The organism is Sinomonas sp. ASV486 (genome assembly GCF_030908215.1).
Classification (GTDB): domain Bacteria; phylum Actinomycetota; class Actinomycetes; order Actinomycetales; family Micrococcaceae; genus Sinomonas; species Sinomonas puerhi.
In genome coordinates this window covers 1-12,967 of the sequence record NZ_JAVFJK010000009.1, presented here as the reverse complement: position 1 = coordinate 12,967, position 12,967 = coordinate 1, and the positions used below count along the sequence as shown (strand labels likewise).

Genomic DNA, 12,967 nt, shown 5'->3' with positions numbered 1-12,967 from the left:
CCCATCACGTCCCGTACCACCACGGACGCTGACCCATCCCCTGTCCCTGCGTCCCGCATCCCCGCTCCCGGATGCGGGGCGCAGGCATGATCGTGAGGAACACCTTGGCTGCAATGGATCACCTTGCCTTCCTCGGGTGCGGATCGATGAACGAGGCCATCCTGGCCGGACTCCTCGCCGCAGGCCTCCCGAAGGAGGGCGCCACCGCCACCGTCCGGCGACGCGGGCGCGCCGAGGAGCTGGCAAGCCGCTACGGGGTCACCGTCCTCGCGGCGGACGACACCTCTGACGCGAACCGGCGGGCCGTGCGCGATGCGTCGCTCGTGATCATCGGGGTCCGGCCCGTCGACGTGTCAGCGCTCGCGACCGAGATCGCCCCGGCTCTGCCCCGCTCGGCCGTGGTCGTGAGCGTGGCGGCGGCGGTGACGATCGGCCAGCTCGAGCATCTGCTGCCGCCGGGTCAGCCCGTGGTCCGTGTGCTGCCGAACAGCCCTTCGCGTCTCGGCAGCGGTGTGATCGCCGTCTGCGGGGGCACGGGCGCCTCCCGGGAGCAGGTCGACCACGTGAAGGGGCTGCTCGCGGCTCTGGGGCTGGTCGTCGAGGTACCGGAGGAGCACATCGACGTGGTGAGCGCCGTGAGCGGATCCGGTCCCGCCTACGCGTTCTATCTGGCTGTGGCGATGGCCGACGCCGGCACCCGGCTGGGGCTCGATCGCGGCCTCGCGGCCGACATCGCCCGCCAGACGCTTGTCGGCGCGGGCCGCCTGCTGGCCGAACCGGGTGCCGATCCCGCGGTGCTCCTCGGTCCCTTCGTTGGCCCGGACACGACGACCGGGGGAGCGATCGACGTCTTCGACGAGCGCGGCCTGGGCACCATCATCGCCGATGGTGTGCGCGCGGCCCACGAGCGCTCAGAGGCGCTCGCCCGCAGGCTCGGCTGAACGACGTCCCGAACCGGTCAGTGCCGGTAGATGGCGCGCACCAAGAGGTCGAACGCGCGATCGGGGAGGATTCGCCGGAGCGCCATGAGGAACTTGGCGCCGCGGCCGACCGGGTATCGTGGGGCCGGCCTCCGGGACTGCACGGCATGGAGGATCGTGTCCGCGACGACTGCGGGCGGCGAGCCCACCCCCGGGCGGTCTGCGGTCTGGAGGACGCCGGCCACCCGGCGTGCCGAGTTCGCGTACGGGCCACCTGCGGAGGCCGCCAGAAGCGTGGTCTGGGCGATCCCGCTCCACTCGGACAGTATCGGGCCCGGCTGGATCACGACCACCCTGATGCCGAACTTCCGCAGCTCGATCCGCAGCGAGTCGGAGAGCCCCTCCACAGCGAACTTCGTCGCGTGGTACCAGGATCCGAGCGGCTCGTAGAACTTCCCGCCGATCGAGGAGACGTTCACGATGGTCCCGGAGCGTCGCTCGCGCATGCCCGGCAGGAGAAGCTGGGTGAGGCGCGCAAGCCCGAAGACGTTGACGTCGAACTGGCGGCGCGCCTCATCGATCGGGACGTCCTCGAGGGCGCCGAACGACCCGTACCCGGCGTTGTTCACGAGGACGTCGACGCGCCCGGCCTCCGCGAGGACCTTGCGGACGCCGTCGGTGAGCGAGGCGTCATCGGTGACGTCGAGCGCGAGGATGCGGGCGCCGTCGTGCGCGAGGCCCTCCATCCGCTCGACCCTGCGTGCCGCCGCGTAGACGGTGTACCCCGCGCCCAGGAGGGAGCGGACGGTGGCCTCGCCGATCCCGCTCGACGCGCCCGTGACAAGAGCAACCTGCTGCATGGCGCCCACGCTACCCTGCGGCTGCACCCGACGGAGCCGCCGCCGCGCGTGGACCGATGCTGGGACAAGGAAACCCCGCCGAGTATCGGGACATGGTGGGAAGGGGGGAGCCCACCATGCCCCGATACCCTGCGGGGTGTTCCGAGTTTACCCAACGGCTGCTGGGAAAACCATGGCTTTCAGTCGAGGCCGGCCGCGCGCCATGCGCCCATGCCGCCGCGCACCGAGTAGGCCGTGATGCCCGCAGCCGCGAGCTGACGGGCCGCAGCGGCCGAGCGGATGCCGGACGCACAAATGGCGACGACGGGGCGGTCCTTGCGCAGGCCGGTGATCCGTGTCGGGAGCGCGTCGAGAGGCATGTGGTGGGCGCGGCGTGCGTGGCCGAGGCGCCACTCGGCCGGCGTGCGGACGTCGGCGAGGACGGCTCCCTCGCGGACGAGGTCCTGGGCCTGCTGCGCGGAGACGGTGGCGTACGGCTTGGCGAAGAGCTTGCTGAGGAATCCCATGGCGGACCTTTCGGGTGGGTGGAGTGTGGAGTGTAAGGACGGGGCTGTGCGGTGGGGGCAGCGGCTCAGATGGCCAGCAGTCCGGTGGTGCCGACGATCGCGGTTCCCATGCCCACCGCGGACAGCAGGACCACGAAGGCCCGCTGGAGGATGTTGGGCGGAAGCCTGCGGCCGAGACGGGCTGCGACCAGGGAACCGACAATCGCGGCCGCGGCCAGGAACACGACGGGCACACCGGTGCCAGCCGGCTGGAAGAGCTGCGCCCCGTGCTGGCTGAGCCCCGCGATCGAGTTGACCGCAATGACGGGCAACGACGTCGCCGCGGCGGCCCGCAGCGGCATCCTCAGGGCAATCAGCAGCACGGGCGTCAGGAGGAAGCCGCCGCCCACGCCGAGCAGACCGGTCAGGAAGCCGACGGCGATGGCGGCGAGGGCGCTGGGCGCCCAGCAGCGCAGCCGCTCCGCGGCGCTCCCTGTCGAGCAGGTGAGCTCGCCCTCCGCCGTGGGCTTGCGCCGGTACGACGCGACCGCTGCCGCCACGGCGAGCGCAGCCACGCCGAGGAGCAGGTACGGTCCGGGGATTCCGCGGCCGACGGCGGCACCGGCCATCGCAGCCGGCGCACCGAGGACGGCGAACGTGGCCGCGATGCCCCAGCGCGTGTGCCGGGCCGCCCCGCCGATGAGGGCGACCACGGCGGCGGATGCGACGACGAGCAGCGACGCGGCAACGGCGTCGTGCGGCTCGAGACCGAGGAGGACGAACGCCGGGACGGCAAGGATGCCCCCTCCCGAGCCGAAGAGACCGATCACGGACCCGACCGCCAGTGCGGCGAGGACGGGGAGTGCGGCGGCGAGCACCGTCACGCCGGGAACACGAGCGGGCGGCCCTCGGCCTGCCACTGCATCATGCCGCCAGCCACGCTGACGACGTCGTAGCCGAGCTGCCCGAGGGCCTCGGCAACGCGTCCGCTGCGGTTGCCGGAGCGGCACACGACGTGGACCGGCCGCGACTTGTCGATCTCGTCCAGACGACCGGGGATCTGGCCCATCGGGATGTGGCGCGCGCCCGGGATCATGCCGTCGGCGACCTCGAAGTCCTCACGGACGTCGATGATCTGGACGGTGTCGGCGGCTTCCGCCGTCTGGGCGGTGGTGGTCTCGATCATGCGTGGCTCCTGGGAGGGGTCCGGTCAATCTGTGCGTGATTCGAGTATCCAATACCCCTAGGGGTATGTCAAAATACCCAGAGGGGTACACTGGAACGTGCCTCTCGGGGCACCCAACCACAGAAGGAAGAACCCATGAACGTGGAACCCGAGTCCATGAAGGCGGCCATCAACCGGCTCAAGCGTGCGCAGGGACAGCTCAATGCCGTAGTCCGCATGCTCGAAGAGGGCCAGGACTGCAAGTCGATCATCACCCAGCTCTCCGCGGTCTCGAGCGCCGTGGACAAGGCTGGCTTCGCGATCATCGCCACGAACCTGCAGCAGTGCCTCACCAACCCCGAGCGCGGCGGCGATGTGGCCGAGCTCGAGAAGATGTTCCTTAGCCTGGCCTGAGCCTCTGCTGGCTCTCTGCCATCCGGCAATTGTCGGCCAACCGTGGGTACAGACGGCCGGGACCCACGGTCAGCCGACCATCGCTGGGGTAGCGGAGCCGAACGGCGTGAGAGGCTGGTGCGCATGAGCCTCCGCCGCCTCGCCGCCTCGTCCCGCTCCCAGGTGCCGCCGTTCGCGGTCATGGACATCCTGGCCCGCGTCGACGCGCTGCGGGCCGAGGGACGCGACGTCGTGAGCCTGTGCGCGGGGGAGCCCTCGGCCGGGGCCCCGGGTGCGGTCTCGGCACGGGCTGCCGAGATCCATGCCTCCGGCAGGCCCCTCACGTACACCCCCGCCCTCGGCACCGCGGAACTGCGTGCTGCGATCGCGGGGCACTACCGCCGCTGGTACGGCCTCGACGTCGATCCCGGGCAGGTCGCGGTGACCACGGGCTCCTCCGGGGCGTTCATGCTCTCGTTCCTCGCGGCCTTCGAGGCCGGCGACCGCGTGGCGCTCGCCCGTCCGGGCTACCCCGCGTACCGGAACATCCTCGCGGCGCTCGGGTGCGAGGTCGTGGAGGTCGACGCCGGCCCCGAGACCCGCTACCAGCCCACCCCCGCGATGCTCGACGCCGCGGCCTCCGAACGCGGGCCGCTCGCCGGCGTCGTCCTCGCCTCCCCCGCCAACCCGACCGGGACCATGGTCAGCCGCGCGGAGCTCGCGGCCCTGACGGACTGGTGCGCGGCGAACGGGGCGCGGCTCGTGAGCGACGAGATCTACCACGGCATCACGTACGCCGGCGCGGATCCGGCGGATCCGGCGGATCCCGCGGATCCCGCGGATCCCGTCGATCCCGTCGATTCCGTCGATTCCGTCACCGGCGACGAGCACAGCACCCGCGGGGTGTGCGCGTGGGAGCTGGACCGGGAGGCGATCGTGATCTCGAGCTTCTCGAAGTACTGGGGCATGACGGGGTGGCGGCTCGGCTGGATGCTGGTGCCGAAGGAGCTGGTGAGCGCGGTGGACGCGCTGGCCGGCAACGTGGCGCTGTGCCCGCCGGCACCGTCGCAGCTCGCGGCAGTGGAGGCCTTCACCCCGGATTCGTACACCCAGGCCGACGCGTGGGTCGCCGGGTACGCCCAGACGCGCCAGACGCTGCTCGACGCGCTTCCGGCCCTCGGCTGGGGCCCGGCCGCCCCTGCGGACGGCGCGTTCTACCTGTATGCCGAGCTCGGCGCCCAGCTCGAACGGTTTGGGGACTCGCGGGAATACTGCCGCGCACTGCTCGAGGCGGAGGGCGTGGCCCTCGTTCCGGGCACAGACTTCGACGCCGTCCACGGCGGGCGTGCGGTCCGGCTTTCCTTCGCGGCCGGGCAGGTGGCAGTCGAGTCAGCGATCGAGCGGATCCTGCGCTTCCAGAGGGCGTAGGCCCGCTGGGAGCTCGGCTGCTCGGTCTCCGGGCGCTCCGATTCGGCACCGGATCGGTGCCGGACCCGCGGCAGAGGTCGGGCTCAGGATCCGCGCTCCGCTGCTCAGAAGCCGGACGAGCTCCCCGAGCCCGAGAAGCTCCCTCCGCTGCCGCCGTAGCCCGTGGTCGAGGATGACCGTGCCGAGTCCACGGCGGAGTAGCCCGAGTTGATCCCGCTGCTGAAGCTCACAATGCTGATCACGGGCAGCTGCGGGTACGCGACGTCGAGGATGCTGCCCTGGGTGCGGTGCGTGGTCCTCCACGTCTGCCTCGACGCGTCGAGCTTCTGGCGCATGAGATCCCGCTCTTTGTCGGTCTTCGCGTGGTCGCGGATCACCGCCTCGGCGTGGAGGTCGAGGGCCTCGCCGAGGCGCTCTCGGACGCGCTTGAGCCCGTCGAGGGCGCCCTCCGGCATCACGGAACGGTCCTCGAGGCCTGCACCGAGCCGCTCGAGGTCCGCACGTGCGCGGGTGGCCTCAGCGCGGACCGCCTCTGCGGTCTCGGGCGAACCGGCGGTGTGCTTCGCCCGGAGCATGCCGTCGATCCCGTCCAGCTGGTCCGTCAGCTCCGCCGTCTGATTGCGCCAGGCCGCACGCCACCGCGAGTCCATCGTGAGGATCGAGTTCGTGTCGGCGATCGCATCGTCGAGGCCGTCGAGGGTCTCCGCGATCTCCTCATAGCGCCGTGCCTCCTTGACGTACTTCGAGGTTGAGCGCTCCCTGGGCCGAAGGCCCGTGAGCTGGTCCCTCAGCTCGGTCGCCTCCCGATGCTGTGCCCTGAAGCTGTGCCAGCGCTCGAGGACTAGGCCGCCGTACGAAGACGATTCCGGAATGGTCGAGGCATTGAGTTCGGTCTCGTCGAGCTTGAGCGTCACGGACGAGTACGAGCGATCGCCCGCTTCCAGGGCCAGGGCGAACTTCCTCCGCCGCCAGCCCCGTACCCCGATCCAGGTGCCGACGCCGCCGAGGACCACGAGCCCGACAGCCCCTTCGGTGATGAAGGCGGCCGGAGAGAGGTACCACGGCCGCCCAATCCGGGACGCGGCAGACTTCACCCCGGCGATCGTCCCATCGGTCCACTGGGCCGTCCGGAACAGGTCCTTCGTATCGTCCTGGATCGCCTTCTCCTGGCCCGGGCCCACCTTGCGATCCTCGCCGAAGTATGTCCCGACCTTCCGGCCGGTGGTGTCGAGGGCGAAGATGAACAGCCCGTCGGCCCACTTCTGCCCGTCCGCACTGATCCACTCAGGGTGGTTCGCCCGTGCGAACTGCAGCACGGCCTCGTTGAGGTTGTCACTGGCCTGTCCTGCACGCGTGAACACGACAACCTTGGTGGGCACATAGAACGAGATCCCGGCGAGCGCGGGATCAAGCTGCGGTCGGTACAGTGCGCCGGCCGTGTCCTCGACCACCACCTCGCTCGGCGACACGGCGAGCGCGGCAGGCGGGGCCAAGCCTCCGAGCACAGAGGCGAGAACCGCACCGGCGAACATAACAGCCGCGGCGAGCCCCGACAGCAACTTCATGGCGTTCCCCCGGTTGAGCGCGGCCCGTGGTGAGCCGACAACGTCAGCCTAGGCACCGCCGTCGTGCGTCCGCATCGGCCCTTGGGCCTATGTGGACAACTCTCCAATGCGGCGCTAGGAGACCGGGAACTCCTCGGTGTCCACGTCGGCCTGCGCGGCAGCCGAGTAGCGCCCGCCGGCAACCGTTCCCTCGTTGACGAGCTCGTCGACGCGCGAGGACGTCCGCCGAAAGCTCGAGCGAACCGGCCGCGAAGTCCTCGTTGAGGTGGGCGGAGCTGCGCGTGCCGGGCAGCGCGATCACGTGCTCGCCGCGGGAAAGGACCCAGGCGATCGCGAGCTGCGCGGGCGAGCACCCGGCGTCGTCCGCGAGGGCGCCGAAGAGGTCGAGGAGCGCGAGGTTCGCAGGCCAGTGCTCGGCGTCGAACCGCGGCATCGAGCGGCGCAGGTCCCAGTCCGGCAGCCCGGACGGATCCCGCAGCACGCCGCCGAAGGCGCCCCGGCCCACGGGGCTGAACGCGACGAACGCGATGCCGAGTTCACGGCAGGCCTCGAGCGTGCCGAGCTCCGGGTTGCGGGTCCATGGCGAGTACTCGCTCTGCAGCGCGGCGATGGGGTACTCGGCGTGGCCGCGGCGCAGCACGTCGGTACCAATCTCGGAGAGGCCGACGGCGCCGATCTTGCCTTCGCGGACGAGCCCCCCGAGGGCTCCGACCGACTCCTCGATGGGGACGGTCCGGTCCCACCGGTGCAGGTAGTACAGGTCAATCCGGTCCGTCCGCAGCCGGCGCAGCGAGGCGTCGACGTGCGCACGGAGGGTTTCGGGCCGGCCGTCGATCACGCGGCGCCCCTCTGCTGAGGACATGCCGCCTTTGGAGGCGAGGAAGAACTCCCCGCGGCGGGACGCGAGCGTCTCCCCGAGGAGTATCTCGTTGGCCGTGGCGCCGTAGATGGTGGCGGTGTCGAAATGGGTGACGCCCTCGTCCAAGGCGTGGAGCAGGAGCTTGGCGGCGTCCTCGCGGGACGGAAGCGGGCCGTAGGCCTGGTTGAGGTTCATCCAGCCGAAGCCGACGGGGCCCACGTTCGTTCCGGCAATCGTGCGGGGAGTCAAGGTCATCCCCCGATCCTCCCATGGCAACCGTGAGGCCTGTGCGCCAGGCAGCACGCCCATGGCGCACGTGTGGCCGGCCCGCGGCTGCGCGGAGGGAGGCTCAGCCTCGAACGAGCGCCTCACCGTGAACGCTAGCGCGGATGCTCAGATCCAGCGAGGAGGCATGGGGACCTCTGCGAGCAGTGCGCCGTCGCGCGTCGCGGTGAGCGGCTGGCCTGGTTCGGTGCCGCGGCCGGCGGCCCAGCGGGCGACGGCGGCGAGCGGCCCGGTCACGACGGTCCCTGGCGCGTCGGGGTCGCCGAGGGTGAGCCCGTCCTCGGCGCCGAGGACGCGCACGGCGAGCCCGGCGGTCTCGGCGCGCTTCTCCCACGCTCCCCAGATGTCCCCGATCAGGCGGCGGAGCACCCCAGTGGGGATGTCCGCGAAGCGGGCGCCGTTGTCCAGGTCGACCGCGTGCAGCCATACCTCGCGGGTGCGCATCCACACGGTCTCGGACACGGGCACTGTCCGGCCCTGGGCGGTGCGGACCTCCTCGCCCCACCGGGCGTCGGGGAGGTCGCGCCACTCGACCGAGAGGTGGATCGCGGAGTGGTCGTACAGGTTGAGCAGCGCTGTGGGGGGCAGAGTCGCTCCGAACTCGATCTCCTCGTTCCGCGCCTCGGGCGAGGGGTACATCGGGGTCTCGATCCCGGTGGCGGCCCACTCGACGAGACGGGCGACGGCGCGGGCGTTGTAGCCCACGTGCGCGATGACGTGGCGGCGGGACCAGCCCGGCAGCAGGGACGGCTCGTCCGTGTCGGTGTAGGCGAGCTCGTTGAGCTTGCGGGCGAAGAACGCCGTGCCGCGCCGGACCGTGAGCAGCCCGGCGCGGGTCTCGGCGTCTGTCACGAGGTCGTGGCGGGCAACCATCTCAGGCGTTTCCGGAGGAGGCCGCCGCGAGATCGACGCCGGCTGGCAGCACCCCGGGCACGGCCGGACCCGCGGCCTGGGCGCGGGCGACGTTGCGGAGCTGCCCGATGCCCTCGATCGCCACGGTGACCGTCTGCCCGTCGGTGAGGTACACCTCGGGGGTGCGGGCGCGGCCCACACCGCCGGTGGTGCCGGTCAGGATGAGGTCCCCCGGGTTGAGGGTGATCATCTCGGAGATGTAGGAGACGAGGTATTCCGGCGTGAACACGAGGTCCCCGATGGACCCGGTCTGCATCCTGGCCCCGTCGACCTCGGTCGTGATCGCCGCGTCCGCGCCGAGCTCCTCCGGGGTGACCATGACGGGCCCGACCGGGGTGGAGGCCTCCCACATCTTGCCCTGGAGCCACTCCTTGGTGCGGAACTGGTACGTGCGCATCGAGATGTCGTTCGCCGCGGTGTACCCGGCGATGTACCCGGCCGCTTCGGCCTCGGGCACGCGGCGGGCCCGCTTGCCGATCACAACGACGAGCTCGGCCTCCCAGTCGATCGCGGGGTCCGCGGCGGGCAGCTCGATGTCGTCGTAGGGGCCGGTGAGGGTTTCGGCGAACTTCGCGAACAGTGTCGGGTGCGCGGGAAGGCCCCGGCCCATCTCCTTGATGTGCGAGGCGTAGTTCAGGCCCACGCACACCACCTTGGACGGGGCGGGGACCACGGCGGCGAGGTCGGCGCCCTGCACGGGGTGCCGCGCGCCGTCGGCCGCCGCCGCGATGTCCTTCCAGCCGGGCGCGGCCAGGAGCGCACCCAGGTCCGCGTACCCGGTCACTTCGACGAATGCGTCCCCGTCCTGGCGGGCGGCAGCGGTTGCCCCGGAGGGCAGGCGGAGGGTTGTGACCTTCACTGGTGCTGGTCCTTCGTGGTCGTCTGGCCTTCGATGAAGGTGCGGTTCAGGTGCAGGCGCTCGAAGATCGGCTGGTCGCCGAACGTGAACAGGTCGAACTGGGTCTCGGCCTCGATGGACCACGCGGCCCACGAGGGGACCACGATCATGTCGCCCTTCGTCACGGTGGTCCGCTCGCCGTTGAGCACGAACGCGCCCTGGCCCTCGAAGACCTGGTACACGCTCGAGCCGACCTCGCGGGTCGTGCGTGTCGCGACGCCGGGGCGGAGCCGGTGGAACTCGGCGCGGATCGTGGGGATGACGTCCCCGCCCGTGGTCGGGTTGGCGTAGCGGACTGCGGCGTGGCCCTGGCCCACCGTGGCCGGGTAGCCCTCGTCCTCGAGCGCGAGCTGCTCGGTCAGGGCCCGGTCGGTGTACTCCCACCGGTAGGCCCCGATCGGGGTCGCCGGGGTGTTCTCGAGCCGCGAGAGCGGCCGCAGGCCCGGGTGGCACCAGAGCCGCTCCGAGCGCGAGATGTCCGGGGTGGCCTCATCGGTCACCCGCTCGGTGCCGAACTCGAAGAAGCCCGCGTCCATGCCGCGCACGAACGGGATGTCCAACCCGTCGATCCACGCCATCGGCGCATCGGTGTCGTTGTGGTGGCCGTGGAAGTTCCACCCCGGCTGCGGCAGGAAGTCACCGCGGGACATGCGCACCGGGTCGCCGTTCACCACGGTCCACACGCCCTCGCCCTCCACCACGAACCGGAACGCGTTCTGCGAATGCCGGTGCTCGGGGGCAACCTCGTGGCCGCCGAGGTACTGGACCGCGGCCCACAGGGTCGGGGTCGCATAGGGAAGCCCACCCAGGCCCGGGTTCGCCAGGGCGATCGCGCGACGCTCCCCGCCCCGGCCCACCGGCACCAGATCCCCGGCGCGGGCGGCCAGCGGAAGGATCGTGTCCCACCGCCACACGTGTGGCACCGCCGCCGGAGACGGGACCATCGGCATCAGCTCGTCGATCTGCGTCCACAGCGGAACCATGTTCTCCCGCGACATCGTCGCGTACATCGCCGCCAGCTCCGCCGCCTCCCCAGGGGTCAGCTCGGACGCGACCATCACGTTCTTGACTGACTCGTGCGATGTCTCACGGGTCGTCTCTGGGAACGCGCTCATCATGGCCTCCTCGCCATTGAAGTTCTTGGCTCCGCTTCGAGGCTATGGGCGACGCTCACGGTTCGGCACTGATTTCTGCCCTGCGGAAGGTGTCCGGACGCGCCTACCGCGCCGGCTCGACCCTGCCGGAGACCTCGCCGAACGAGACGGTGGTCCCGCCAGGCCCCGGCGCGGTCGCCGCCATCGTCACGGTCTGGCCGTCCTCGAGGAACGTCATGGACCCTTCTGGGCGGGCATCCTGGCGGTCGCTGCGGTGACCACGGCCTTCAGCCCCGAGGGCAAGGACGGGCCATCGACTGAGGGCCTCGGCCTGCAGCTTTCGGGCGGACGGGTGGGGACCCTAGTGCTCCCCACCCGGCCTTGACCAGGCTCAGTTCACGGGACCACCAGCACCCGGCCACGGACGTCTCCGGATTCCAACGCCTCGTGGGCTTTGGCCGCATCGGCGAGGCGGAACGTTGCCCCGACCCGGGACACGAGGCCGCCTTCAGCCAGAAGGCTGTTGATAACCCTCGCCGCACCGGCCAGGTCCGAGACCGAGGCGTTGCTGATGGCGAATCCGCAGAGCTTGGCGTCCCGGGTGTACAGGGCACCCACGGGCAGAATCGGGGCTGCAGCCATGCCTGCCATCATGATCACGCGCGCGCCCTGGCGAAGGAGAGGCAGCGTCACCTCGAAGTCGTGGTGCCCGCTGTTGTCCCACCAGACATCAACGCCGGCAGGTGCGGCATGGCCGATCTTCACGGCGAGGTCCGGGTCCCGGTAGTCCAGCGTGACGTCCGCCCCGAGCGACCGGCACCACTCGCCGTCGTCCGCTGACGCCGAGGTGACCACGTGGGCACCCATGGCCCTCGCGAGCTGGATGGTCGCGCTCCCGACCGCGCCGCCGCCCCCGGCGATGAACACCGTCTCGCCGGGCTGCAGCGCTGCCTCCCGCACGAGGCCGATGTGTGCGGTTGCCGTGGCATGCAGCACGGGCGCCGCGTCGGAGGGGTCCACGCCGTCGGGCAAAGTGTAGAGCCGGTCGGCGCCGACCACCGCGTACTCGGAGAACGCACCCTGCCGCCCTGCGTGGCCCAGACTGTTGGTCCAGACGCGGTCCCCCGGGGAGAAGCCGACCACGCCCGGGCCTGTTGCCTCGACGGTGCCCACGAGGTCCCGGCCGATCACGAAGGGGAACGGCGTCTTGGTCTGGTACGCGCCGGACCGCACGAACAGGTCCACGTGGTTGACGGCGCTGGCCTCCATCCGCACGAGCAAGTCCGTCGGCCCCGCGTCCGGAACGGGCAGCCGCCCAACCTCGATCTTCTCCGCACCGCCGAGCTCACGTACAAACGCCGCCTGCATCGTCTGGGCTGCGCGCACCATCGCATCCTCCTTGTTGCCGTGCCTCGGTTCTTTCGGAGCATTCGGCGCTCTGCGGGGTTCACCCTCAGTCGCCGTGGGTCTCCCCCCGCAGCCTCTCCATCTCCCGCCGGTCCTTCTTGGTGGGCCGACCGGCCCCGCGATCCCGCTGCGGGAGGCCCAGGAACGGCGCGGGCGGCCGCTCGGGCGTGTGGTCGGTGTAGCACCGCGACGCGGCCTCGGCGCCGACGCGCTTGACGATCAGCACGTGCACCTCAAGGAGGCGCTCGAACCCGGGCTGGCGCACGCCGACGGTGTCGCCGGGGACCACCGTCTGTGACGCCTTGACCGGGTTCCCGTTGAGCCGCACATGCCCCGCACGGCACGCGGCGGTCGCGGCAGAGCGGGTCTTGAACGCTCGCACGGCCCAGAGCCAGGAGTCGATCCTGACGGCTGATGATGACGGGGCAGGTGCATTCGGAGGGGGCATGGTGCCAAGCATCTTACCGGCGTATTGTCGTGTGAATCGGGGGGATGACCAAAGGAGTTCTGACATGCCTGACAAGCAGCCTCACCAGCCTGAAGCCCACAAAAAGCCTTCAAAGTCGCTCAAGGAGCAGCGCGCGGCGAAGAAGGCCAGGAGGGCCATCACGCTCGACGCCGATCCCGTGGCGCACCTGCGCAAGCCGCGCAGCAAGTAGTATCGAAGAGCAACTGAAGCGCACGACGCCGGCGAGG

15 protein-coding genes are annotated in these 12,967 nt (G+C 71.0%); 4 read left to right on the top strand and 11 right to left on the bottom strand.

Features of this window, described 5'->3' with window-relative positions:
- The first annotated feature begins 113 nt into the window (after nucleotides 1-113).
- Nucleotides 114-941, top strand: a complete 828-nt coding sequence (gene proC, locus RBS60_RS13365; RefSeq protein ID WP_307958065.1) for a pyrroline-5-carboxylate reductase — start codon at nucleotides 114-116, stop codon at nucleotides 939-941.
- Between the two features lie 17 nt (nucleotides 942-958).
- Here proC and RBS60_RS13360 read toward each other — a convergent pair whose 3' ends face one another.
- The 4 genes from RBS60_RS13360 to RBS60_RS13345 all read right to left on the bottom strand — a co-directional run bounded on the left by RBS60_RS13360 (nucleotide 959) and on the right by RBS60_RS13345 (nucleotide 3,451).
- Complete coding sequence (locus RBS60_RS13360; RefSeq protein WP_307958064.1) at nucleotides 959-1,780, bottom strand: oxidoreductase; 822 nt, start codon at nucleotides 1,778-1,780, stop codon at nucleotides 959-961.
- Between the two features lie 179 nt (nucleotides 1,781-1,959).
- Nucleotides 1,960-2,286, bottom strand: coding sequence for a rhodanese-like domain-containing protein (locus RBS60_RS13355; protein WP_307958063.1), 327 nt, complete (start codon nucleotides 2,284-2,286; stop codon nucleotides 1,960-1,962).
- 65 nt (nucleotides 2,287-2,351) lie between these two features.
- Entirely contained in the window at nucleotides 2,352-3,149 is a 798-nt protein-coding gene (locus tag RBS60_RS13350) for a sulfite exporter TauE/SafE family protein (RefSeq protein WP_307958062.1), read from the bottom strand.
- A complete protein-coding gene (locus RBS60_RS13345) occupies nucleotides 3,146-3,451 on the bottom strand; it encodes a rhodanese-like domain-containing protein (RefSeq protein WP_307958061.1) in 306 nt (101 codons plus the stop codon). The genes RBS60_RS13350 and RBS60_RS13345 overlap by 4 nt, the downstream gene beginning before the upstream one ends.
- A 135-nt stretch (nucleotides 3,452-3,586) precedes the next feature.
- Between RBS60_RS13345 and RBS60_RS13340 the strand changes: the two genes are divergently transcribed.
- Together RBS60_RS13340 and RBS60_RS13335 are read left to right on the top strand one after the other, a co-directional pair.
- Nucleotides 3,587-3,844 (top strand): metal-sensitive transcriptional regulator, encoded by a 258-nt coding sequence (locus RBS60_RS13340; RefSeq protein WP_307958060.1) that lies wholly within the window; start codon nucleotides 3,587-3,589, stop codon nucleotides 3,842-3,844.
- Between the two features lie 123 nt (nucleotides 3,845-3,967).
- Complete coding sequence (locus RBS60_RS13335; RefSeq protein ID WP_307958059.1) at nucleotides 3,968-5,251, top strand: aminotransferase class I/II-fold pyridoxal phosphate-dependent enzyme; 1,284 nt, start codon at nucleotides 3,968-3,970, stop codon at nucleotides 5,249-5,251.
- A 104-nt stretch (nucleotides 5,252-5,355) separates the two neighbouring features.
- Here RBS60_RS13335 and RBS60_RS13330 read toward each other — a convergent pair whose 3' ends face one another.
- From RBS60_RS13330 to RBS60_RS13300, 7 genes are all read right to left on the bottom strand, one after another.
- Complete coding sequence (locus RBS60_RS13330) at nucleotides 5,356-6,816, bottom strand: DUF5129 domain-containing protein (RefSeq protein WP_307958058.1); 1,461 nt, start codon at nucleotides 6,814-6,816, stop codon at nucleotides 5,356-5,358.
- A gap of 43 nt (nucleotides 6,817-6,859) precedes the next feature.
- On the bottom strand, nucleotides 6,860-7,930 hold the full coding sequence (locus RBS60_RS13325) for an aldo/keto reductase (protein ID WP_307958057.1): 1,071 nt from the start codon (nucleotides 7,928-7,930) through the stop codon (nucleotides 6,860-6,862).
- 138 nt (nucleotides 7,931-8,068) lie between these two features.
- Nucleotides 8,069-8,833 (bottom strand): maleylpyruvate isomerase family mycothiol-dependent enzyme, encoded by a 765-nt coding sequence (locus RBS60_RS13320; protein ID WP_307958056.1) that lies wholly within the window; start codon nucleotides 8,831-8,833, stop codon nucleotides 8,069-8,071.
- A gap of 1 nt (nucleotide 8,834) precedes the next feature.
- Nucleotides 8,835-9,731, bottom strand: coding sequence for a fumarylacetoacetate hydrolase family protein (locus RBS60_RS13315; RefSeq protein ID WP_307958055.1), 897 nt, complete (start codon nucleotides 9,729-9,731; stop codon nucleotides 8,835-8,837).
- Nucleotides 9,728-10,885 (bottom strand): cupin domain-containing protein, encoded by a 1,158-nt coding sequence (locus RBS60_RS13310; RefSeq protein WP_374049281.1) that lies wholly within the window; start codon nucleotides 10,883-10,885, stop codon nucleotides 9,728-9,730. Before RBS60_RS13310 ends, RBS60_RS13315 begins: the two co-directional genes overlap by 4 nt.
- Before the next feature lie 375 nt (nucleotides 10,886-11,260).
- A complete protein-coding gene (locus RBS60_RS13305; protein ID WP_307958054.1) occupies nucleotides 11,261-12,253 on the bottom strand; it encodes an NADPH:quinone reductase in 993 nt (330 codons plus the stop codon).
- 64 nt (nucleotides 12,254-12,317) lie between these two features.
- On the bottom strand, nucleotides 12,318-12,719 hold the full coding sequence (locus tag RBS60_RS13300; RefSeq protein ID WP_307958053.1) for an RNA-binding S4 domain-containing protein: 402 nt from the start codon (nucleotides 12,717-12,719) through the stop codon (nucleotides 12,318-12,320).
- Between the two features lie 64 nt (nucleotides 12,720-12,783).
- Here RBS60_RS13300 and RBS60_RS13295 point away from each other — a divergent pair, with 64 nt between their 5' ends.
- Nucleotides 12,784-12,930 carry a hypothetical protein gene (locus RBS60_RS13295; protein WP_307958052.1) on the top strand — a complete coding sequence of 49 codons (147 nt, stop codon included), beginning with the start codon at nucleotides 12,784-12,786 and terminating at the stop codon, nucleotides 12,928-12,930.
- Nucleotides 12,931-12,967 lie beyond the last annotated feature (37 nt).

What these genes read in the sequence shown, in the direction of transcription:
- RBS60_RS13300 (WP_307958053.1), bottom strand. Translation starts at nt 12,719, where the DNA reads ATGCCCCCTCCGAATGCACCTGCCCCGTCATCATCAGCCGTCAGGATC.
- RBS60_RS13295 (WP_307958052.1), top strand. Translation starts at nt 12,784, where the DNA reads ATGCCTGACAAGCAGCCTCACCAGCCTGAAGCCCACAAAAAGCCTTCA.
- RBS60_RS13340 (WP_307958060.1), top strand. Translation starts at nt 3,587, where the DNA reads ATGAACGTGGAACCCGAGTCCATGAAGGCGGCCATCAACCGGCTCAAG.
- proC (WP_307958065.1), top strand. Translation starts at nt 114, where the DNA reads ATGGATCACCTTGCCTTCCTCGGGTGCGGATCGATGAACGAGGCCATC.
- RBS60_RS13330 (WP_307958058.1), bottom strand. Translation starts at nt 6,816, where the DNA reads ATGAAGTTGCTGTCGGGGCTCGCCGCGGCTGTTATGTTCGCCGGTGCG.
- RBS60_RS13305 (WP_307958054.1), bottom strand. Translation starts at nt 12,253, where the DNA reads ATGGTGCGCGCAGCCCAGACGATGCAGGCGGCGTTTGTACGTGAGCTC.
- RBS60_RS13360 (WP_307958064.1), bottom strand. Translation starts at nt 1,780, where the DNA reads ATGCAGCAGGTTGCTCTTGTCACGGGCGCGTCGAGCGGGATCGGCGAG.
- RBS60_RS13325 (WP_307958057.1), bottom strand. Translation starts at nt 7,930, where the DNA reads ATGACCTTGACTCCCCGCACGATTGCCGGAACGAACGTGGGCCCCGTC.
- RBS60_RS13355 (WP_307958063.1), bottom strand. Translation starts at nt 2,286, where the DNA reads ATGGGATTCCTCAGCAAGCTCTTCGCCAAGCCGTACGCCACCGTCTCC.
- RBS60_RS13320 (WP_307958056.1), bottom strand. Translation starts at nt 8,833, where the DNA reads ATGGTTGCCCGCCACGACCTCGTGACAGACGCCGAGACCCGCGCCGGG.
- RBS60_RS13335 (WP_307958059.1), top strand. Translation starts at nt 3,968, where the DNA reads ATGAGCCTCCGCCGCCTCGCCGCCTCGTCCCGCTCCCAGGTGCCGCCG.
- RBS60_RS13345 (WP_307958061.1), bottom strand. Translation starts at nt 3,451, where the DNA reads ATGATCGAGACCACCACCGCCCAGACGGCGGAAGCCGCCGACACCGTC.
- RBS60_RS13310 (WP_374049281.1), bottom strand. Translation starts at nt 10,885, where the DNA reads ATGAGCGCGTTCCCAGAGACGACCCGTGAGACATCGCACGAGTCAGTC.